Source organism: Kribbella endophytica (genome assembly GCF_054781295.1).
In genome coordinates, this window is record NZ_BAAGUR010000001.1 from 980,514 (window position 1) to 1,001,491 (window position 20,978).

General features: G+C 68.8%; 19 protein-coding genes. 7 read left to right on the top strand and 12 right to left on the bottom strand.

All coding sequences use genetic code 11. The features are described from left to right. Positions 1-11 precede the first annotated feature (11 nt). The 4 genes from ACYVIO_RS04730 to ACYVIO_RS04745 all read right to left on the bottom strand — a co-directional run bounded on the left by ACYVIO_RS04730 (position 12) and on the right by ACYVIO_RS04745 (position 4,238). Complete coding sequence (locus ACYVIO_RS04730) at positions 12-506, bottom strand: SigE family RNA polymerase sigma factor (RefSeq protein ID WP_460649395.1); 495 nt, start codon at positions 504-506, stop codon at positions 12-14. Between the two features lie 78 nt (positions 507-584). Beyond that, positions 585-1,466 carry an alpha/beta hydrolase family protein gene (locus tag ACYVIO_RS04735; protein ID WP_460649396.1) on the bottom strand — a complete coding sequence of 294 codons (882 nt, stop codon included), beginning with the start codon at positions 1,464-1,466 and terminating at the stop codon, positions 585-587. A gap of 302 nt (positions 1,467-1,768) precedes the next feature. Beyond that, positions 1,769-2,974: an anhydro-N-acetylmuramic acid kinase gene (locus ACYVIO_RS04740; RefSeq protein ID WP_460649397.1), complete on the bottom strand. Its 1,206-nt coding sequence runs from the start codon at positions 2,972-2,974 to the stop codon at positions 1,769-1,771. Next, the gene (locus ACYVIO_RS04745; RefSeq protein ID WP_460649398.1) at positions 2,946-4,238 is read right to left on the bottom strand and encodes an MFS transporter; all 1,293 of its coding nucleotides are present in this window, start codon (positions 4,236-4,238) and stop codon (positions 2,946-2,948) included. The genes ACYVIO_RS04740 and ACYVIO_RS04745 overlap by 29 nt, the downstream gene beginning before the upstream one ends. Positions 4,239-4,438: 200 nt before the next feature. Between ACYVIO_RS04745 and ACYVIO_RS04750 the strand changes: the two genes are divergently transcribed. Then, complete coding sequence (locus ACYVIO_RS04750; RefSeq protein ID WP_460649399.1) at positions 4,439-5,344, top strand: endo-beta-N-acetylglucosaminidase H; 906 nt, start codon at positions 4,439-4,441, stop codon at positions 5,342-5,344. 82 nt (positions 5,345-5,426) lie between these two features. Here ACYVIO_RS04750 and ACYVIO_RS04755 read toward each other — a convergent pair whose 3' ends face one another. Further along, on the bottom strand, positions 5,427-5,645 hold the full coding sequence (locus ACYVIO_RS04755; protein WP_460649400.1) for a hypothetical protein: 219 nt from the start codon (positions 5,643-5,645) through the stop codon (positions 5,427-5,429). A 225-nt stretch (positions 5,646-5,870) separates the two neighbouring features. On the opposite strand from ACYVIO_RS04755, the gene ACYVIO_RS04760 reads away from it, so the two are divergent. The 6 genes from ACYVIO_RS04760 to ACYVIO_RS04785 all read left to right on the top strand — a co-directional run bounded on the left by ACYVIO_RS04760 (position 5,871) and on the right by ACYVIO_RS04785 (position 12,414). Further along, positions 5,871-7,730: an acyl-CoA dehydrogenase gene (locus tag ACYVIO_RS04760; RefSeq protein ID WP_460649401.1), complete on the top strand. Its 1,860-nt coding sequence runs from the start codon at positions 5,871-5,873 to the stop codon at positions 7,728-7,730. Positions 7,731-7,978: 248 nt separating this feature from the next. Further along, positions 7,979-9,250 carry a hypothetical protein gene (locus tag ACYVIO_RS04765; protein ID WP_460649402.1) on the top strand — a complete coding sequence of 424 codons (1,272 nt, stop codon included), beginning with the start codon at positions 7,979-7,981 and terminating at the stop codon, positions 9,248-9,250. Beyond that, positions 9,247-9,909 (top strand): hypothetical protein, encoded by a 663-nt coding sequence (locus ACYVIO_RS04770; protein WP_460649403.1) that lies wholly within the window; start codon positions 9,247-9,249, stop codon positions 9,907-9,909. The genes ACYVIO_RS04765 and ACYVIO_RS04770 overlap by 4 nt, the downstream gene beginning before the upstream one ends. Next, positions 9,906-11,156 (top strand): hypothetical protein, encoded by a 1,251-nt coding sequence (locus ACYVIO_RS04775; protein ID WP_460649404.1) that lies wholly within the window; start codon positions 9,906-9,908, stop codon positions 11,154-11,156. Before ACYVIO_RS04770 ends, ACYVIO_RS04775 begins: the two co-directional genes overlap by 4 nt. Positions 11,157-11,272: 116 nt before the next feature. Next, entirely contained in the window at positions 11,273-12,049 is a 777-nt protein-coding gene (locus ACYVIO_RS04780) for a DUF4097 family beta strand repeat-containing protein (RefSeq protein WP_460649405.1), read from the top strand. A 119-nt stretch (positions 12,050-12,168) separates the two neighbouring features. Then, positions 12,169-12,414 (top strand): DUF6458 family protein, encoded by a 246-nt coding sequence (locus tag ACYVIO_RS04785; RefSeq protein ID WP_460649406.1) that lies wholly within the window; start codon positions 12,169-12,171, stop codon positions 12,412-12,414. Positions 12,415-12,483: 69 nt separating this feature from the next. Here ACYVIO_RS04785 and ACYVIO_RS04790 read toward each other — a convergent pair whose 3' ends face one another. The 7 genes from ACYVIO_RS04790 to ACYVIO_RS04820 all read right to left on the bottom strand — a co-directional run bounded on the left by ACYVIO_RS04790 (position 12,484) and on the right by ACYVIO_RS04820 (position 20,969). After that, positions 12,484-14,262 carry an NHL domain-containing thioredoxin family protein gene (locus ACYVIO_RS04790; RefSeq protein WP_460649407.1) on the bottom strand — a complete coding sequence of 593 codons (1,779 nt, stop codon included), beginning with the start codon at positions 14,260-14,262 and terminating at the stop codon, positions 12,484-12,486. A 119-nt stretch (positions 14,263-14,381) separates the two neighbouring features. After that, positions 14,382-14,816 carry a hypothetical protein gene (locus ACYVIO_RS04795; RefSeq protein WP_460649408.1) on the bottom strand — a complete coding sequence of 145 codons (435 nt, stop codon included), beginning with the start codon at positions 14,814-14,816 and terminating at the stop codon, positions 14,382-14,384. A gap of 65 nt (positions 14,817-14,881) precedes the next feature. After that, positions 14,882-16,513 carry a hypothetical protein gene (locus ACYVIO_RS04800; RefSeq protein ID WP_460649409.1) on the bottom strand — a complete coding sequence of 544 codons (1,632 nt, stop codon included), beginning with the start codon at positions 16,511-16,513 and terminating at the stop codon, positions 14,882-14,884. A 143-nt stretch (positions 16,514-16,656) separates the two neighbouring features. Further along, a complete protein-coding gene (locus ACYVIO_RS04805) occupies positions 16,657-17,562 on the bottom strand; it encodes a carbohydrate ABC transporter permease (RefSeq protein WP_460649410.1) in 906 nt (301 codons plus the stop codon). Beyond that, positions 17,559-18,458 carry a carbohydrate ABC transporter permease gene (locus ACYVIO_RS04810; RefSeq protein WP_460649411.1) on the bottom strand — a complete coding sequence of 300 codons (900 nt, stop codon included), beginning with the start codon at positions 18,456-18,458 and terminating at the stop codon, positions 17,559-17,561. Before ACYVIO_RS04810 ends, ACYVIO_RS04805 begins: the two co-directional genes overlap by 4 nt. A gap of 57 nt (positions 18,459-18,515) precedes the next feature. Beyond that, the gene (locus ACYVIO_RS04815) at positions 18,516-19,793 is read right to left on the bottom strand and encodes an ABC transporter substrate-binding protein (RefSeq protein WP_460649412.1); all 1,278 of its coding nucleotides are present in this window, start codon (positions 19,791-19,793) and stop codon (positions 18,516-18,518) included. 144 nt (positions 19,794-19,937) lie between these two features. Beyond that, positions 19,938-20,969, bottom strand: a complete 1,032-nt coding sequence (locus ACYVIO_RS04820) for a zinc-dependent alcohol dehydrogenase family protein (protein ID WP_460649413.1) — start codon at positions 20,967-20,969, stop codon at positions 19,938-19,940. Between the last annotated feature and the right edge of the window lie 9 nt (positions 20,970-20,978).

Sequence of the window (20,978 nt, forward strand, 5' to 3'; positions counted from 1 at the left end):
TCCTCCATCGTTCAGTGCCCCTGCAAGATGTGGAAGTCGCCGCCGAGCCGCTCCCGCAGCAGGCGCAGCGCACGGTTGCTCTGCGACTTCACGGTGCCTTGACTGCAGTCCAGCGCCTCCGCCGTCTCCTCGACGCTCAGGTCGTCCCAGAACCGCAGTACGACGACTGCCCGGGCTCGACGCGGCAGCCCGTCCAGCGCGGCGAGCAGGGTGAGGCGGAGGTCGGTCGGATCGGCGACCCGGGCGGGGTCGGGCAGGCTGTTCAGCTCGCGCTCACGGCGCCACTTGCGGCGGCCGTCCAGGAAGGTCCGGACCAGGGTCTTGGAGCTGTACGCCTTGAGGTACTCCGCCTGGGAAGCGCGCGGCCAGGCCCGGTAGAGCTTCAGCAGCGTCGTCTGCACGAGGTCCTCGGCCTGGTGCAGATCGCCGGTCAGCAGATACGCCTGCCGGTACATCCGCTGCTGGTGGGTCGCCGCGTACTCGGCGAACCCCTGGTCCCGTTCCATCCGGCCTCCTCGCCGTGTTCCTGCCGACACCCACCTCAGAGCGCGCTGCCGACGGAAAGGTTGGAACCCGTGCGTGGATCAGTTGCTGAACCAGTCCTGGAGGATCTTCGTGTACGCCGGGCTGATGCCTTCGCGGGTGCGGTCGGGGGTGCCGGGCCAGTGGCCGGCGTTGGGGACCTGGACGTGTTCGATCTGGTGGTTGCCGGAGGTGGCGGCGGCTCGGCGCCAGACCTCGAGGGTCTCGGGGACCGGGAGGTTGGCCTCGTCGGCGCCGTGGATCAGGAGGACCGGGCAGTGGACGGTCGCGTAGAGCCGCTCGGAGTCGAAGTCGAGCTCGTGCCAGGCCGGTAGGTCCTCGCCGAGGTCGTCTGCCGTGAGTCCGACCAGCCCGAACCACGGCTCGTCGGCGTGCTGCTCGAGCAGGTCGATCGCCTGTTGCCGGTCGGCGTTGCCGCGGAGGAGGTCGGCCACCGCGTCACGAATCCCGACGGCGTGCCCCACCGCCTCCTCGTCGTACCCAGCCCGCCGGACCGCCTCGGCCGTCGCGTGCCGCATCTGCTCGGCCGGGCTCACGCCGGAGCATCCGAGCAGCACCAGGGACGCCGCCTCCCGCTGCTGCGCCGCCAGCGCCGCGATCCAGGTCCCCTGACTGACGCCCCAGAAGCCGATCGGCACGTCGTACAGGTCCCGCAGTACGTCGTACGCCGCCACAGCCCCCGCCGCCTGCACGTCGAACGGAATGTCCACGTCGTCGTGCGGCCAAGGCGCCCGCTCGAAACTCACCACCGCGATCCCCAGCGGTGCGACCGTCTCGGCCAGGTGCTCGAAGATCACCTGCCGGTACGACGAACTACTCGACCCGTGCAGGGCGACCACCCCACCCCGCACCACCCCATCGGCAGGAACGCTCAGCAGCCCAGGCCGACCGTCAACCACGATCTCAGAGGAGGAGATGTCCATGCGCCGGATAATCACACGCCCCGAAGGTCACCGACATGCAGGCGGCTGGGCGATGCGGTCCGGTGGGTGAGGCGGTGGGCGGACGAGTGGGTGAGGTAAAGGGTGGGCGAGGCGGGGTGGTGGGTGAGGCGGAGCGGTGGGTGAGGCGGAGAGCGGTGGGTGAGGCGGAGCGGTGGGTGAGGCGGAGCGGTGGGTGAGGTGGTGGGCGGTGGGTGAGGTGGTGGGCGGGTGAGCCGAGCCGCCCCGAGCTGCTCGGCGCTCCGCGCCTGCAGTCCTCCGCCGCGCCAGCACGGGGGCGGGCGCTAGTTGGTGCCGCCTTCGATGCGGAGGGCGGTGGGGAAGGTTGCGGGGGGCGTCTGGGGCAGGCCGCCCTGGCCTGGGGTGATCGAGCCGAGGACTGACGCATGTCTGGCACCTGTGCAGCTGGGGACTGTGCCAGCCAGCCCGTGGAGGGTGAGGAAGCCCAGGACGGCGAACGCATAGGCCTCCTTGGCGGCTGAGGGGAGGCCTAGGTCGTCGGTGTTGAGGAGGGGGATGTCTCCCAGTTCCCACGCTAGGCGGTGCATGAGGGCTGGGTTGCGGATGCCGCCGCCGGCGGCGATCACCTCGGTGCCGCCGTGGGACTTGACGGCGTCGGCGACGGTTCGGGCGGTTAGAGCCGTTACCGTGGCGACTACGTCGTCGGGGGCGATCTCGGGGAGGCCCTGCATGAGGTCGGCCAGGTAGGCGAGGTGGAAGAGTTCCTTGCCGGTGCTCTTGGGCGCTGGACGCGAGTAGTACGGCTCGGAGAGCAGGCGGTCGAAGAGTTCGGGGTGGATTCGGCCGCGGCCGGCCATCACGCCGTCGGCGTCGAAGGTGAGGCGGCCCGCGGTGAGTTCGCCGACTACGGCGTCGATCAGGGCGTTGGCGGGGCCGGTGTCGAAGGCGACGGGATCACCATCAGGCGGTACGACGGTGATGTTCGCGATCCCGCCCAGGTTGAGCGCGACCGGCGTACCGGTTCGCCCGCGCAACCACAGCACGTCGAACAGGCTGACCAGCGGCGCCCCCTGCCCACCAGCCGCGACGTCACGCGACCGCAGGTCCGACACGACGGTCGTCCCGGTCGCCTCCGCGATCCACGCCGGCTGGCCGACCTGCAGCGTCCCGCGCACCACGCCCGAATCGACCCAGTGGAACACCGTCTGCCCGTGCGACACGATCAGATCGGCCGAACCACCGCACAACTGCTCGACAGCCTGCGCGGCAACCTCAGCGAATGCTTGCCCGACGCCCGTATCCAACTCGGTCACCGCACCCAGCGAAGTATTTGCTGGCGGCAACGAAGCAGCCAACAAGGCATGCAGTGACGAGGAGTACGGCCGGCTCAGCATCCCGAGCGGCTGCAGCACCAACTCGTCGCCCTCGAACCGCAACTCCGCAGCCGCAGCGTCGATCGCGTCGTACGACGTCCCGGACATCAACCCAATAACGCGCATGTCAGTCCCGAAGCTCCCGCTGGTGATCATCGCCGCGCAGCGTCAGCAACGCGACCACGCTGATCGCGCACGTCACCATCACATACCAAGCAGGGATGTCGATGTTCTTCGTCCGCTTGATCAGCTCGGTGATGATCAACCCGGCCGACCCGGAGAAGACCGCGTTCGACAACGAGTATGCCAGCCCCAGCCCGGTGTACCGCGCCCGCGTCGTGAACATCTCCGACAGCATCGCCGGCCCGGGCCCAGCCATCAATCCGACGACCAACCCGGCGACGAACACCGCGATCCCCTTGGCCGCGTTCGAAGATTCCTTGTCCTGCAACAGATTCATCAACGGGAACGCCAGTACGACGACCAGCGCGGCCCCCGTCATCATCACCGGCCGCCGACCGATGCGATCGCTGATCCACCCCGCCGGCATGATCGAGACCGCGAAACCAAGATTCGCCAGCACGGTCGCCACCAGCGCCTGCTGGAACGTCGCGTTCAGCGTCGACTGCAGGTACGACGGCATCACCACCAGGAACGTGTACCCGGCCGCGGACCACCCCATCAACCGACCGATGCCCAGGGCAATCGCCTTCGCAACCTCACCCTTTCCCACAGGTTCAGGCAAAGAAGACTGCACCCGCGCGAAGTTCGGCGTCTCCTCCAACCGCAGCCGCAGGAACAACGCCACCAACCCCAGCGGCAGCGCCAGCAGGAACGGCACCCGCCAACCCCAGTCGTGCAAGGCCTCGGTGCTCAACGCAGTCGCCAGGATCGCCGCCAGCCCGGCACCGACCAGCAGCCCGAGCGCGACGGTCAGCGACTGCCAAGCGCCGTACAGACCGCGCTTGTTCCGCGGGGCGAATTCAGTCATGATCGCGACCGCGCCGCCGAACTCACCACCGGCCGACAACCCCTGCAACGCCCGGACGAGCGTGAGCAACCACGGCGCAGCCGCACCGACGGTCGCGTACGTCGGCAGCAACCCGATCAGCGTCGTCGACAGCGTCATCAGCAGCAGGACCAGGATCAGCGTCGGCCGCCGCCCGATCCGGTCGCCGACCCGGCCGAAGATCGCCGCGCCGATCGGGCGGAAGAAGAACGCCAGCGCGAACGACGCGTAGGTCTTGATCAGACTCTCGGCGTCACTGGTCGAGGTGCTGCTGAAGAAGTTCGCCGCGATCACCGTGGCGAAGAACCCGTACGCACCGAACTCGTACCACTCGACGAAGTTGCCGACCGTCCCGGCCACCAGCGACCGGCGGCGCTGCCGTAGGTCAACCGTCCCTGCAGAGCTGCTCATCGGGTCCTCTCCCAGCTCGCCCCCGGTAACTTTCCTCCCACTGACACCACCATCTTGGTCCACAAGTTCCCAAATCGCGAGTCCGGCCCGGCGGCCACTCACTGCCCGTATCCGAACCTTGACACAGCTCGCACGGGACCCGATGATCGGGGAGCTATACCGGTTTATCTCCCTCCGTTCCCGCCCTGAAAGAGGTAGAGATGAAGGACCAGCTCATGCGCCGCCGGACCCTGCTGTCGGCGGCCGCCGTCGCCGGCGCGGCCGTCGCGACCGGCGTCCCCCTGACCGCGTCGGCCGCCGAGTGCAAGCCGCGCGCGAAGAACGGCCCGATCTCGGTCGCGTACGTCGAGGTCAACAACAACAGCATGGTGAACGTCGGCAAGTACACGCTCGCCAACGGCGGCGCCCAGGTCTTCGACCTCGCGGTGATCTTCGCGGCGAACATCAACTACGACGGCTCGAAGGCGTACCTGCACTTCAACGAGAACGTCCAGCGCGTGCTCGACAACGTCGCCACCGAGGTCAGGCCCCTGCAGCAGAAGGGGATCAAGGTCCTGCTGTCGATCCTCGGCAACCACCAGGGCGCCGGCTTCGCCAACTTCCCGTCGCAGGCCGCCGCGAGCGCCTTCGCCCAGGAACTGGCCGACGCGGTCAACCGGTACGGGCTGGACGGCATCGACTTCGACGACGAGTACGCCGACTACGGCGTCAACGGCACCCCGCAGCCGAACGCCAGCTCGTTCGTCTACCTGGTCCAGGCGCTGCGCCAGAAGCTGCCGAACAAGCTGATCACCCTGTACGACATCGGCCCGGCCGCGGCCCGCCTGAGCTACAACGGCCAGAGTGTGGCCGAGACCTTCAACTACGCCTGGAACCCGTACTACGGGACGTGGTCGGTGCCGCGCGGCCCGAGCGCGAAGTCGAAGCTCTCCCCCGCCGCGGTCCAGATCAACGTCTCGTCCAACGCGGCGAGCCTGGCCACCCGGACCAAGACCGAGGGCTACGGCGTCTTCCTCACCTACGACCTCGGCGCCGGCAACGCCAGCAGCTACATCTCCGGCTTCACCAACCCGCTCTACGGCAGCACCACGGTCTACACGCCGTAGGCGCTCCGCCTGACGCGGGAGCTGAAGGGACGGCCCTGCTGGCCCTTCAGCTCCCCGCAAGCATCACCAGGAACGACTGGATCTAGCGACCGTCATTCCGGCCGCCGTCACTACGGCCACCCTTCTCGCGGATGTTCTTGGCCGCCTTCGCCGCCGTCGAGTCGCCCTTCGCCGCCCGCTCGTCGAGCTTGGGCAGCACCTTGTTGTGGGCGTTCTGCAGGTCGATCGCCTTCTGGCCCGCCCGGTCGTCCCGCGATCCGGCCTCGGGCTTGTTGTTGCCCAGCCACTTGCTGATCCCCATGCTGCCTCCTCAGATCGGAACGAGGCCGCACGCACGGCCTCGTGACACTTCCGCAGCATCGTAAATTCACCCGAGGTCCACCTCCGGGCTTGTCCGGAACCGTGACCGGCACCTCATCGCAGCACGCCCTGACACCTTGCCTTCGTTACCGACGGGTATATACTCGAAGTTACTCGTGAGTATCGCCGTACGGGACAACGTCAGCAACCAGGCAGGGGCAGCCACGTGAGCCACTACAAGTCGAATCTGCGGGACATCGAGTTCAACCTGCTCGAGGTGCTCGGGCGTGACCAGGTGCTCGGGCAGGGCCCGTACGCCGACATGGACGTCGACACCGCGCGCGAGGTGCTGAGCGAGATCGACCGGCTGGCCAAGACCGAGCTGGCCGCGTCGTTCGAGGACGCCGACCGCAACCCGCCCGTCTTCGACCCGGCCACCCACGAGGTGAAGATGCCGGCGTCGTTCGCGAAGAGCTACCACGCCTACATGGACGCCGAGTGGTACAAGCTCGAGCTCCCGCCGGAGCTGGGCGGTCAGCCGACCCCGCCCTCGCTGCGCTGGGCCGCGGCCGAGATGGTGCTGGGCGCGAACCCCGCCGTGCACATCTACGCCGCCGGGCCGAACTTCGCGCATGTGCTCTGGCGCAACGGCACGGACCGCGACAAGTTGATCGCGAAGCACATGATCGACCGCGGCTGGGGCGCGACGATGGTGCTGACCGAGCCGGACGCCGGCTCCGACGTCGGCGCCGGGCGGTCCAAGGCGACGCTGCAGGACGACGGCACCTGGCACATCGAGGGCGTCAAGCGGTTCATCACCTCGGGTGAGCACGACATGACCGAGAACATCGTGCACCTGGTGCTGGCCCGCCCGCAGGGCGTGGACGGCGTCGGCGGTCCGGGCACGAAGGGGCTGAGCCTGTTCGTCGTACCGAAGTACGACTTCGACCTGGAGACCGGCGAGCTGACCGGGGAGCGCAACGGCGCCTTCGTGACGAACGTCGAGAAGAAGATGGGCATCAAGGTCTCCACCACCTGCGAGATCACCTTCGGCGAGACCGTCCCGGCCAAGGGCTACCTGCTCGGCGAGGTGCACAACGGCATCGCGCAGATGTTCCAGGTCATCGAGTACGCCCGGATGATGGTCGGCACCAAGGCCATCGCGACCCTGTCGACCGGCTACCTGAACGCGCTCGAGTACGCCAAGGAGCGGGTCCAGGGCGCCGACCTGACCAACGCCGCGAAGACCGCGCCGCGGGTCACCATCACCCACCACCCCGACGTACGGCGTTCGCTGCTGACGCAGAAGTCGTACGCCGAGGCGCTGCGCGCGCTGGTGCTGTTCACGGCGACGTACCAGGACCGCGCCGAGCAGGCCCGGTACGCCGGGGAGCACGACGAGCTGGCCGAGCGGGTCAACGACCTGCTGCTGCCGCTGGTCAAGGGCTACGGCTCGGAGAAGTCGTGGACGCTGCTCGGCACCGAGTCGCTGCAGACCTTCGGCGGCTCCGGCTTCCTGCAGGACTACCCGATCGAGCAGTACGTCCGCGACGCCAAGATCGACACCCTGTACGAGGGCACGACCGCGATCCAGGGCCAGGACCTGTTCTTCCGCAAGATCATCAAGGACCAGGGCCAGGCGCTCGGTCACCTGGCCGAGCAGATCCAGGGCTTCGTCGCCTCCGAGGCCGGCAACGGCCGCCTGAAGGAGGAGCGCGGCCTGCTCGCGAAGGGCCTCGAGGACACCAACAAGATCCTCGGCGTGATGGGCCAGGCGCTGATGGCGAGCAACCCGCAGGCCGAGAACGGCGACCCGCGCAACATCTACAAGGTCGGCCTGAACACCTCGCGGCTGCTCTACGTGCTCGGCGACGTGGTCTGCTCCTGGCTGATGCTGCGGCAGGCCGAGGTCGCGCTCGAGCGGCTCGGCGGCGAGCTGTCGCCGGCCGACCAGGACTTCTACACCGGCAAGGTCGCCGCCGCGCAGTGGTTCGTCCGCTCCACGATGCCGACCGTGCGCGCCGAGCGGATCAAGGCCGAGCTGACCGACCTCGACGTGATGGACCTCCCCGAGTCCGCCTTCTGAGTTGCCCCCGGCCGACGTCCTCCGCGGGTACCCCTCCCCGCGGAGGACGTCGATCTTTGCACCGGGGCAGATCGCGATCTGGCCTGGTGAGCACCGCCCTGCTGTAGCAACGTTTTCGCCCTGAGTGACTGGCGTCCCTGGCTCGGTCTCCCCTGTCCGAGCCAGGGCCGCCGCTTCCGTGGAACCTGAAGCCACCGGTTCACGTCAGTGCAGGCGTGAAGGCATCCCGTCGTCGTAAGGTGAGCGCGATGTCCGCCCGTCTCCGCGCCCTGGCCGTGCTGCTCGCCGTACTGGCGTTCCTTCCGGCCGGTACGGCGCACGCCGCCCCGCCCGACCTCTCGGACCAGATCGCCACCGCGTGGCGGACGGACCGGATCTTCGTCGACCCCGGACTGCGGGTGGCCTTCCCGAAGGCCGAGCTGGACCGGATCCGGACCGCCTCGGCGGCCGCGGGCATCCCGGTGTACGTCGCGCTGCTGCCGCGGACGCCGTACGTGCGCGAGCTCTACTTCGACATGCCGACGTTGCTCCAGGCCCGCGTCGGGCAGCCGGGGCTCTACCTGGTCTGGACCGTTTCGGACGACTACTGGAACGGCAGCGAGGAGCTGTTCCGGCCGGCCGGGCTGAAGGGCCGCGACCTGACCAGCGTGCAGCTCGACGACAAGCAGGACAACGACATCGTCAACGACCGTCCGGCGCCGAAGATCGTCCGCACGATCCAGCAGGCGGCCACGGCGTACGACGGCCGCGCGCTGCCGGAGATCCCGAAGAGCGATCTCGAAGAGCCGTACGTGCCCCGGAAGGGCCTGTCGACCACCGACAAGGAGGACCGCTCGGTCTTCGTCGGGATGGGAATCGGCGGGCTGATCGGGTTCCTGCTCGTGCTGATCCTGGTGGCGCGCAGCCGCGGAAAGGCCGCGCGGTCGACCAGCAAGGCCAAGCCGAAGCCGGGCCGGAGCTCTGCCAAGCAGTCCTTGCCGGCCGCCGAGATCACGCTGCGCAGCGTGCGTACCCAGGCCACCCGCTGGATCACCAAGGCCGACCGCACGCTGAAGAACCTGGAGAAGCGGCAGGAGCTGAGCCGCCTGCAGCTCGACCAGCGCGACGACGCCCAGCTGCGCCTCGACGCCGCCCGGACGCTGCGCAAGGCCGAGCCCGACGACCTGCTCGCCGTCGCCGGCGCGCTGATGCTCGCTCGTCAGGCCCACCAGGTGGCCAGTGGCAACGACCTGCTGCGGCCGTGCTTCTTCGACCCGACTCACCCGTTCGGGACCAGTACGGCGGCCTGGTCGGACGACACCGAGGTCCCCGCCTGCCGGACGTGTGCGCAGACGGTCAGCCGCGGCGAGACGCCGTACGGGCTGCGTGTGACGCCGAAGCCGGGACTGCTCAGCGGTGCCCGCGCTTCGGAGCCGTACTGGACGCTCGACCCCGAGAACCCGATGGTCGCGACCGGCTTCGGCGCGCTGTCCGACGACCTCGCCGAGCGCGTCGAGCGGGTCTACGGAGGTGTCCGATGACCCGCCGTACGGGCTTCCTGGTGCTCGTGGTCGCCGCGCTGGCGCTGTGCCTGCCGGTGAACGCCTGGAGCGTCCAGACGGACCCACGCATCACCGCAGCCGTGGCCGCTTGGAAGGACCAACCCGTGTACGTCGACCCGCAGTACTCGGAAGAGGTCGACGCGGCGCAGGTCGAGAAGATGGTGGCCCGCATCGCGACGTCGCCGGTGCCGGTGTTCGTGGCCGTCGTACCGGCCGGGGCCTGGTACCAGGAGAAGGGCGACACCGCGCTGTTGGCCGGCTGGTTGGCCGCCGCGAACGGCAAGCCCGGGATGTACCTGGTGATCGACGACAGCATCACCACCGGCGTCGACCACCTGGTCAAGGCGGGCGGACCGGGCAAGGTCTACGGGACGTCGGCCAAGGACCCGTCGGCGCAGATCAGCGAGTACGTGGACAAGATCAGGCTGAGCGACCGGTACGACGCCGAGCCGGCCCGGACGACGCCGCTGCCACCGCGGGAGGACCGGCACTCGGAGCCGGAGCCGTTCACCGTGGGCAAGGCGATCGGCAACGGGCTGGGCGGGGCGACGCTCGGCCTGCTGGGCGGATCGATGCTGGCCGGAGTAGTGCTGGGAGTGGCGGCTCTGGTCGCCCGACGAGGTGGAGGACGGTCGTGAAGGCCAGGTACGCGTTGACGGCAGTCGTGGCGGTGGTGCTCTCGCTGGCCGCCGTACCGGCTGGAGCCCGGACGACTCAGACACCGGCCGAGCGGGCGCGTGAGATCGCGACCTCGCTGGCCAAGGACCCGCTGTACGTCGACCCGGCGTACAAGAGTGGGCTGCCGGAGAACCTGCGGACCGATCTCCGGACGAAGGCCTCGGCGCTCGGCTTTGCGACGTACACGATCATCTTGCCGCTGACGCCGAGCGACGCGTTCCAGGGCAAGGAGACGAACGTCCTCACGCTGGTGATGGACGCGTTGAAGAAGCCCGGCCTGTACGTCGTGGTGGACGGCGGGCAGCGGTTCCCGTACTTCAAGGTGCAGGACCTGCCGCAGTTCGGCGAGGACAACGACCAGCTGAACAACGCGCGGTCGCACGCTCTGGAGGACACCGGGTACGACGCCGGGCCGACGGAGACGGTGGCGAAGTTCTACGAGTTGCTGGCGGGGCCGGCGCTCGGGCCGGTCGAGACCAGGAAGCCGGTGCGGCCGCCGGTGTCGCGGTCGGACGATTCCGGGGACTCCGAGGATTCCAACGGCGCGACGGTGTTCCTCATCGTGATGGGGTCGATCGCGGCGCTGGTCGTGCTCGGTCTGGTGATCGGGATGCGCGGGCGTCGGCCTGGTGGTCGTCGGGAGAAGGCGTTCAGCATTCCGCCGCACGTCGCGCAGACCGTTGCTGCCGAGCGGCGTCGGCGGTTGACTCGCGAGACGACGGCCGAGCTGACCACACTCGGGTCGGAGCTCGCCGCGCTGCCGTCGACGGCTGGTCAGGGGTTGGCCCACCAGCAGGCTGCGCTCGACGCGCACCACGCGGCCGGGAAGGTGCTGGACTCGTCGCGGGACCTGGTGGATCTGGTCGGCGCGATGGTGCTGCTCGACCAGGCTCGGCGGGAGTACGACCAGGCGGTGGCGATCTCCGAGGATCGCAAGGTGGTCGTCGTACCGGGGTTGTGTGCGTTCAATCCCTTGCACGGTAGGGCTTCTGGGCGGCTGACCCAGGTCGAGAGCGACGGTACGACGGTCGCGCTGCCGTTGTGCGCGGAGTGCCGGCGGGCGTTGAAGTCCGGTACGGCGCCGAAGTCGTTGCCCGGTGAGGACGGCCCGTACTGGCACGGGGACGACCTGTGGGCGCGGACGTTCTTCGGGAACCTGACCGACGATCTGCCCGCCGCGGTGATGCGGGGTCAGCACAAGTCCTGAGTGCTCCCTGAGGGGCTGTTCAGGGGTTGGTGGGGGTTGGCGCCTGATCCAGCGGGCCGTCGTACGGACCTACTGTCGACACGACGGTTCGGGGCGGGACGAGGATTGGACGGACGATGGCTGACGTCAAGCAGGTCGGTGCTTTGCTGCTGGTGACCGGGATCGGCCTGGCCGTCTGGACGTGGGGTGACAAGCAGGCCGACGACACCCACGAGGTGAGCGAGCGGATCTCCACGGTGCAGCTGGACTCGCCGAACTCCGACATCACCGTGAAGGTCGGCGACGGGTCGGAGACGACCGTGCAGGTGAAGCGCAACTACTGGCTGCTGAAGCGCGACGACGGGTTCTCGGTCGACGGGGAGACGCTGAAGCTCGACGGCGACTGCGGCTGGCAGTGCCGGGCCGACTACGTGGTGACCGTGCCGCGCGGGACCAAGGTCACCGGCGACAACGGCAGCGGGGACCTGCAGCTGAGCGGGACCGGCGCGGTCGACCTGAAGTCGCGCTCGGGCGAGATCGAGCTGTCGGACGTCGCGGGTGACGTGAAGCTGGACCTGACGTCGGGAGACGTGAAGGTCGACCGGCTGAGCGGGCGGTTCGACGTACAGTCCACCTCGGGCGACATCGAGGCGCGCGGGCTGAAGGGCGGCGCGGTGAACGTCCGGACGACGTCCGGCGACCTGACGCTGGACCTGGACGAGGCGAACGACGTGACCGCGGACGTGACGAGCGGCGACATCGAGGTCAACGCGCCGAGCGGGGCGTACCGGGTGGAGACCGACACGCGCTCCGGCGAGGTCGAGAACGGCCTCGGCGACGCGATGCAGGCCGACCACACGATCCGCGCGAAGACGGTCTCCGGGGACGTCGAGCTCACCGCCCACGGGTCCTGAGGTTTGCTCCCGGGTACCTGGCCTTCGCAAGTGGCGTGATCGACACCCTTTGTTGATGGATTCCGTCCTCCGGCCGGAGTAGCTTCAGAGGTGTCGAACGACTTCACGAGGAGGCTCGGATGAGCATCGGTGTGGGGATCTTCCTGATGGTGGTGGGCGCGATCCTCGCGTTCGCCGTCCGCGACTCCTGGGAGGCGGTCGACCTGACCGTCGTCGGTTACATCTTCCTGCTCGCCGGAGCACTCGGCATCGTGCTGAGCTTCTACATCACCAACCGCCGCCGGCGCGTCCCGAACGAGTCCCTCGACCCCGCGGTCGAGGAGGAGTACCGAGTCGTCGAAGAACACCGCGACGTCAAGGAGTAGCACTCCCGCTGGCCAACGGCCGGTCGTTCCGGCGCTCAGGTGGGCGCCCCGACGACCGGCCGTTCGCGTTCAGTTGCCGCCGGACAGGACGAGCTCCAACCGCGCCGGTCCGTCGGCGGTGACGACCACCGGCACGCCCCAGTCCTGCCGGTGCATGTGGCAAGCGGGGAACTCGACAGCTGCCGAGTCATCGCACGAAGCAGCTTGTACGGCGACGTGCAGCACCCCGTCTCCGACGCGCTCGTCGATCACCAGCCGCCGCGTGAGATCGGTCGTGTCGCCGGCGCCCTCGCGCAACAGGTTCTCCGGCGTCGACGACACCAGCAGCCGCGTCGACGGCCCGTACCGGTCGTCCAGCTTCTGACCCGGCGGCGGCGTGAACACCACCTCCAGCGTCACCTCACCCCCGGCGATCTCCATCGGCGGCCGCTGCGTGCGCGTGCTGAACTCGTCCACCTGCGCGGACGCGCCGAGCGGCACCCTCGTCAGCCGGTGCGCCGCCGACTCCACCACGAGCAGTTCGTTGCCCACGACAACCGCTCCGCTGGGCTCGGCCAGGCCGGTCGCCATCGTCTCGACGACGTTCTGGCGTACGTCGTACCGGCGTACGGCGCCGTTGTAGGTGTCGAGCACCGCGACCGACCCGTCCGGCAGCGCCGTCACGCCGAGCGGGTGCTGCAGCAACGCCTCCTCGGCCTTCCCGTCGCGCAACCCGAAATCGAACAGTCCCGTGCCTACGGCCGTGTGCACCTCATCGTCGACCCACCGCAGCGCGGAGATCTCCGAGTCCGCCAGCCACAACCGGCCCCCGTCCGCCGCGAGCCCGCTGGTCTGCGCGAACCAGGCCTCCTTGAGCGCGCCGTCCCGCAAACCCTCGTTGGTCGTCCCGGCGGCTACCTCGGTCGTCTTGGTGAGCGGGTCGAACGTCCACAGCTGGTGAACGCCCGCCATCGCGATCCAGACCTTGCCCTCCCACCACGCCACGTCCCACGGCGAGCTGAGTACGTCGGTCCCGTCGCCGTCCATCCACTGCTTGCCGGTCCCGACGAGCGTCCGGGTCTCGCCCGTGCTCGAGGTGATCCCGCGCAGCGCGTGGTTGACGGTGTCGGCCACGACCACGTCGTACCCGACGGTGTTCGCCACCTCGTCCGGCAGGAGGGTCAGCCCGTTCGGCTCCGAGAAGGATGCTTGTTCCGGCCCGCCGTCCTGGAAGCCCCTGGCCTTGCTGCCATACCGCCGTACGACGGTCTGTGCGTCCTCCGCCAGCTCGACCACACTGTGGTTCCCGGCGTCCGCCACCAGGAACCCGTTGCCCTTCGCAATCACCTTGGCCGGGAACCGCAGCTCGGTCGGCTCCGCCACCGGCGCGACGTACGGCGACTTGCCGCGCGTCAGGGTCCCCTTCTGCTCGTGCTCGGCGATCAGTTCCTCGAGCAGCGCGTCGAGCGCGTGCGCGTGCCCCTCACCGGAGTACTGCGCGACGATGTACCCGTTGGGGTCGACGAGGACGAGGGTCGGCCAGGCGCGGGCCGTGTAGTTCTGCCAGGTCACCAGCTCCGGGTCGTCGAGCACCGGGTGGCCCACCTCGTACCGCTCGACAGCCGCCTTGACGGCCGCCTCTTCCCCCTCGTGAGCGAACTTCGGCGAGTGCACCCCCACGATCACCAGCGCGTCGCCGTACTTCTCCTCCAACGGCCGCAACTCGTCCAGCACGTGCAGGCAGTTGATGCAGCAGAACGTCCAGAAGTCCAGCAACAAGAACCGCCCCCGAAAGTCCGCAAGCCGAAGCTCCGACCCCCCGGTGTTCAACCATCCCCGACCCTTGAGCTCTGGCGCGCGCACATGCATACCCCCATCATCCGCCCCGACTCAACGCCACCTTCGAGGGCCTCCCACCACCCGAGACAGGCTCTCCGGCGGTGGCATCCATCGGTAGCAGAGCAGATGCGTTCTGCGAGCGGGGTTCGCTAGCCCAGCCGGCGTACGCCCGGCCCGGTCTCGCCCTTCAACCAGCCGGTGAACTGCTCCTGCTCGCGGGCCGGCATCGGCCAGGTCGCCGGCTCGATCCAGACGACCGTGCCGAGCCCGCACACCCGCGGCCCCTCGTACATGCGAAGGACCTCGCCGACCTCGACCTTGCGCCAGCCCGGGAGGTGGTCGGGGATGGTCGGTACGAGGACCGCTCGCACCGTGTCGCCCGGCTGGATGTCGTCCGCTGAGAACCCGAGCACCGGACCCGCCGTCTGCTCACCGACACCCCAGACAGGCAGCCCCCAGTTCGGGCGGTAGGTGAACCGGTCACCAGGCGCCGACCCACCCTTGAGCGCCGTTTCCCGCCCGCCGTCCCCGGTCGGCACGAGCTGAAGCTCAACACCAATAGCCAACGTGCCGACTGCTTCCATACCCGCAGCGTTCCACATCAGCCCCCGCACCGCCTGCACCCGGGCCGCCCGCCGGCCCTCCAGCCTTACCTCGGGAGGACGAGGGTGTCGGTGAGGAGCTTGGTGGTTTTGCGGAGGGTGGGGGCTGAGGAGGCCAGGTCCGCGGCCAAGGAGTGGGGGGTCAGGGGTTCGCCGGGGCCTACCAGGCGGTGGTGGTGGGCCAGGTGCCAGACGATTGCTCTGGGCCACGTCGACAGGCGGGCCTTGGTGAGGAGGTCGGGGGCTTCTCGGACCAGGCGTTCGGCGATTTCGAAGGCGTCGGTGGCGTAGGCGATGCCCAGGGTTTCGCCGGCCAGGAGCCAGGCGTGGGGGGCCAGGACCGAGAGGGTGGCGGCTTGGGACTTGTCCAGGCCGTCGAGGTCGGGGCGCGGCGGGGAGCCCAGGCCGGAGAGGGTGCGGTAGGCCTCGTCGAGGTCGGTGCTGGTTTCGTCGAGGAAGACTCGTTCGCCGGAGATGGAGCCGATGGGCTCTTCGAGGGCGGCTGCTTCCAGGGCCGGGGTCCAGACGTCGACGGCGTCTACGGCCTCCTCGATCGCGTCGAGGTCGAGCTGGGTGCGGTCGCCGGCGAACGCCAGCCACGCCTTGACGACGAGCGGGACGTGGCCGAAGTAGGTGCTGTCGGCAAGGACCTTCTGCGGGAGCCAGTTGGCGAGGAAGAGCTCGACCAGTACGGCGCTGACGCGGAGCGGGCCGCCGACGGTGCGGTCGACGGCGTGGTCGATCCACAGGCGGGCGATGTCGCCGGCGTCGCCCGGCAGGCTCGCGGCGTACGACGACTCGAGGAACTCCTCGACCAGCTGCTCGCGCTGCCTCGGCGACAGCGACGGGCGGATCGGCGGCCGGACCGGGCGTTCGGGGAGCTGGGTGAGACGGTTGACCAGCAGGCCGGAGAAGAACTCGAAGTCCTCGGTGACCGGTGGTTCGTCGTGGTCGTGGGTGTAGCCGAGCGCCTGCAGGATGATGCCCGCGGCGGTCGCCGGGCGGACCGTGCGCACGGTGACCCGCCCGCCGCGCTGGTACGCCTCGACGACGCGGTCGACCGGTGGGCCGACGAAGACGTCCTTGGCGATCGCGCCCAGGTTGTTGTCGACGAACACCACCAGCGTGTGCGGGTGCTGGTCGTCGTCGTAGTCCAGTACGACGCTGAGCCCGTCGCCGGTGACGTCCTCGGAGACGATCGCGCTGGTCAGCCGGAAGCCCGCGATCCGCGAGACCCAGTCGGGGACGTCGTCCTGCGTGCGCCCGCGGGACAGGTGCGCGCGCTGCAGCGGCAGTCGGCCGGCCGGGCCGACCGTGCGGGCCAGACTCGTCAACAGGACAAAGGAATCCACGTCCCGGCGTTCACCGAGGACGCGGGCGGCGTCGGCCCAGAAGAAGCGTTCGACCTCGCCGATCTCGTCGGGGCGCCCGGCCGGCCAGAGCTGGTCGGCGAGCAGGGCGGCGGACCGGGCCACCGAGGCTTCGGCGATCACCGGGTACAGGGCGGGCGGCGCCGCGGCCAGGTCGAGCAGCAAGGTCTCCTGCAGGGTGTCCAGCACAGCGACGCTCGGCGTGGTGTCGGCGTCGACACCCGCCGGGGGCGGGGGATTCGGTCCGGGAGTGGAGCCGACCAGCCGCAGGTGGCTGCCGCGTCCGTCCCGGTCTCGTGACTTGGTCACCTTGGCGAGATTACCGCCGAAGCGCACCCGCCCGCAGGGCACTGCGCGAGTCCTGTGGACAACCTTTACGACACGCCGTGACATAAGTACTACGGCCCGTCGCTCCACGAGGGAGCCACGGGCCGCGACACAGCCGTCAAGACTTAACCCTTCAGCGCACCGGCCATCAGTCCACCGATGAACCACCGGCCGAGCACGATGTAGACCAGCAGCGTCGGGAACGACGTGATCAGCGCACCGGCCATCGATGCCGCGTAGTCGACCTTCTGCCCGCCGGACAGCGCCGCCAGGCCGAGCGTGACCGGCCCGTTGTTCTGCTGGGTCAGGAACAGCGCGAACAGGAAGTCGTTCCAGACCGAGGTGAACTGCCAGATCAGCGTGACCACGAACCCGGAGATCGAGATCGGCAGGATGATCCGCAGGTAGGTCTGGACCAGCCCGGCGCCGTCGACGCGGGCCGACTCGATGATCTCCATCGGGACGACGGTCGCGTAGTAGTTGCGGAAGATCAGCGTGCAGATCGGGAGGCCGTAGATGACGTGGGTGATCAGCAGCGTCGGGATCCCGCGGGTGACGTCCAGGTCCTGGTAGGTCTGCCGCAGCGGCAGCATCACGGCCTGGTACGGGATGAACATGCCGAACAGGATGAACGCGAACACCAGGTTCGCGCCGGGGAAGCGCCAGCGCGCCAGCACGAACCCGTTCGCGGAGCCGATCAGCGACGCGATGATCGCGGCCGGTACGGCGAGCGACAGCGAGCGGACCATGTACGGCTGCAGCACGTCCCAGGCCTTGCGCCAGGGCTCGAGCGTCCAGGTCTCCGGCAGCGACCACTGCGCGGCGGCGGTGGTGTCCTGGGAGGTCTTGAAGCTGGTGATCAGTACGACGTACACCGGCGTCAGCACGAACAGCAGGAAGAGCAGCAGCAGGATGTACCGCACGGTCCGGCTCTTGCGGGTCGAGCCGTCGCTGACCGCGTTGCGCCGTGGCTTGTTGGCGACCGCCGCGGCGGCCTTGCCGGTCGCCTGACTGGCGTCGACGACGCTCATTCTTCGCTCTCCTGCCGGACGGTGTACGCGACGTACGGAATGACGAGAACAGCGACGACGGCGAGCAGCACGATCGCGATCGCGGCCGCCTTCGCCATGTCGCTGCGGAGCAGGGTGTTCCACATGTAGACCGACGGCACTTCGGTGCGGAACTGGTTCGGCCCGGTGATCGCGTAGATCAGGTCGAACAGCTTCAGCGACATGTGGCCGAGGATGATCAGCGCGGACAGCGCGATCGGCGACAGCTGCGGGAACAGCACGTACCGGTAGAGCTTGAACTCCGACGCGCCGTCCACCCGGGCCGCCTCGCGCAGCTCCGGCGGGATGCCGCGGAAGCCGGCCAGGAACAGCGCCATGATGTAGCCGGACAGCTGCCAGACCGCCGGCAACGCGATCGAGGCCATCGTGGTCCAGCGCGAACCCGCGGTCCACCACGGGTTCTCGAGGAAGTTCAGGTGCAGGATCGAGAACAGCCGGTTCAGGCCGCGCGCGTCGTCGCCCTGGGACGGGTTGAGCAACCAGCCCCAGACGACGCCGGACGCGATCATCGACACCGCCATCGGGAACAGGAAGACCGAGCGGAAGATGCTCTCGCCCGGCACTCCCTTCTCCAGCAGCAGGGCCCAGAGCAGGCCGAAGATCAGCGTGCCCACGATGAACGCCACCGTGAGCACGCCGAGGTTCTTCAGCGAGTTGAGGAACCGTTCCTCACCGAACAGGTTGACGTAGTTCTCGAAACCGACGTGGTTCGTCGGCACCGGCCGGGCGTTGTGCTTGTCCGTCAGCGACGTGTTGAACGTCCAGGCGATCAGCCCGTAGACGAAGTACCCGAGCAGCAGGACCGTGGGCAGCAGTACCAGTGCCCCCGGACCCCAGGTACGGATCCTTCCGTGCATGAGACTCAGGACTCCGAATCGTTGGTCGGCCGGTAAGAACTAAGAACTACGTGCGGATCAGTTCGGCTTGGCCGCGGCGACCAGTGCCTTCTGCAGTACGGCGACGTCCATGCCGCTGCTGAACTGGCCCATCGCGGACAGGATCGAGTCGTTCTGGCCGAGGGTGCACGCGGCACCGTGGGCGCAGGACGGGACGATCTTGTTGGCCTTCCAGTCGGCCATCGCGGCCTGCTGGTACTTCGGGTAGTCGGTCACAACGGCGTCGGAACGCGCCGGGATCGAGCCCTTCTTGGTGTTGAACGCCTTCTGACCGTCGGCCGAACCGACGACCTTCAGCCAGCACTTGGCGCCGTCCGGGTCCTGGCCGTTGGTCGGCAGGGTGAACGAGTCGGCCAGGTACTGGAAGTTGCCCGCCGTACCGGGAGCCGGCCAGTAGGTGTACGCCGAGTCCGGCACCTTGTCGGCGAGCTGCTGCGCGGCGACCCAGTCACCCATCACGGTGTACGCCGCCTGGCCCTTGTTCACGTACTGCAGCGCGTCCGGCCAGTCGATCGCCTCGCGGTCGGCGTTGCTGAACGACAGGATCTTCTTGAACTTCTCCAGCGCGGCGGTGACGTCGGCCCCGGCCATGTCGGTCTGACCGTTCCACAGGCCGGTGAACTTGTCCGGGCCGAGCTCGGCGAGCAGCACGACCTCCATCACCATTTCCTCGGCGAAGCCCTTGGAGGTGGCCAGCGGGGCCTTGACCCCGGCCGCCTTCAGCTTCTCCATGTCGGCGATCCAGGCGTCGACCGAGGCCGGGGCCTTGGTCGCGTCGAGGCTGGCCTTCTTGAGAACGGCCGGGTTGGCCCAGACCACGTTGGCGCGGTGCACGTTGGCCGGCACCGAGTAGATCTTGCCGTCGACGGTCAGGTTGTCGATCAGGCTCTGCGGGAAGGCCTTGTCGAGACCGAACTCCTTGTACAGGTCGCTGACGTCGTCGACCTGGCCGTTCTTGATGTAGTCGCCCAGCTCGGCGCCGGCGTGCGCCTGGAACGTCGACGGTGGCTTGCCCGCCGCCAGGTCGTTCGCCAGCACCTGCTTGGCGTTCGAGCCGGCGCCACCGGCGACGGCCGAGTTCACGAACTTGAAGTCCTTGCACTCGGTCGCGAACGTCGAGACCAGGCCGTCGAGCCCGGCCTTCTCGCCGCCGTCGGCCCACCAGGTGAAGACGGTGACGTCCTTGTTCGCCGACGAGTCCCCACTGCCACCGTCGTCACTGTTCCCGCAGGCACTGACCGCGAGAAGACCCGCGGCACCCAGCACCGCGACGGTCTTGCTCCAACCACCACGCATGTTTCACTCTCCGATCAGCTGAAGGAGCTGTCTGACAACGAACGCCCCCTTGACGGGCCAACTCTGGGCACCAGCGTCACGAGGTGTCAACGCTCAGCCCCAGCACGTTGTGCACATGTGACACCTTTTGTGTGGATTTGTAGATCAGGGCCACAGTAGGGTCTTGATCGCGCGGCGCTCGTGCATCGAAAGGTAGCCCTCGGCCACCTCCGCCAGCGGCAACTGCTGGTCGAACACGCGTCCCGGTTCGATCTCACCGGCCAGGACGGCGCCCATCAGCTCCGGCAGGTACGCGCGCACCGGCGCGACCCCTCCGGCCAGTCCGACGTTCTTGCTGAACATCTTGCGGATCGGGACCTCCACACCGTGCGGTACGCCGACGAACCCGACCGTCGCGCCGGCTCGTGCGACGTCGAACGCGGTCTTGAACGACTGGTCCGTCCCGACACACTCCAGTACGGCGTCCGCGCCGACTCCGTCGGTCAGCTCCAGTACGGCGTTCTTCGCGTCGTCGCCGCGTTCGGCGATGATGTGCGTGGCGCCGAAGGACTTGGCGAGTTTCTGACGGGACTCATGCCGCGACAGGGCAACAACTTTCTCAGCGCCCATCCGGACCGCGGCCAGTACGCCGCACAGCCCGACCGCACCGTCGCCGACCACCACGACGGTGTCGCCGGCCTTCACCCGCGCCGACCGGGCCGCGTGCCAACCGGTGCCCATCACGTCGGACAGCGTCAGCAGCGACGGGATCAACGCGTTGTCCGGGACCTCGGGCGTCGCGACCAGCGTGCCGTCGGCGTACGGGACCTTGGCGTACTCGCCCTGGCCGCCGTCGGCGCGGTCGCTGCCGATCCCGACGATGTTCTGGCAGACCGACTGGTACCCGGCCAGGCAGTTCGGGCAGGTGCCGTCGCTGGCCACGAACGGCGTGACGACGAAGTCACCCGGCTTCACGGTCCGGACGTCGGCGCCGACCTCTTCGACGATGCCGACGTACTCGTGCCCGATCCGGCTGCCCGGCTTGATCTTGTTCTCACCCCGGTACGACCAGAGATCCGACCCGCAGATGCAGCCGGCGACGATCTTGATCACCGCGTCGGTCGGATCGACGATCACCGGGTCCGGCACCTCGCTGAGCCGAACGTCGAACGGGGCATGGATCGTGGTGGCTCGCATGCCCGCAGC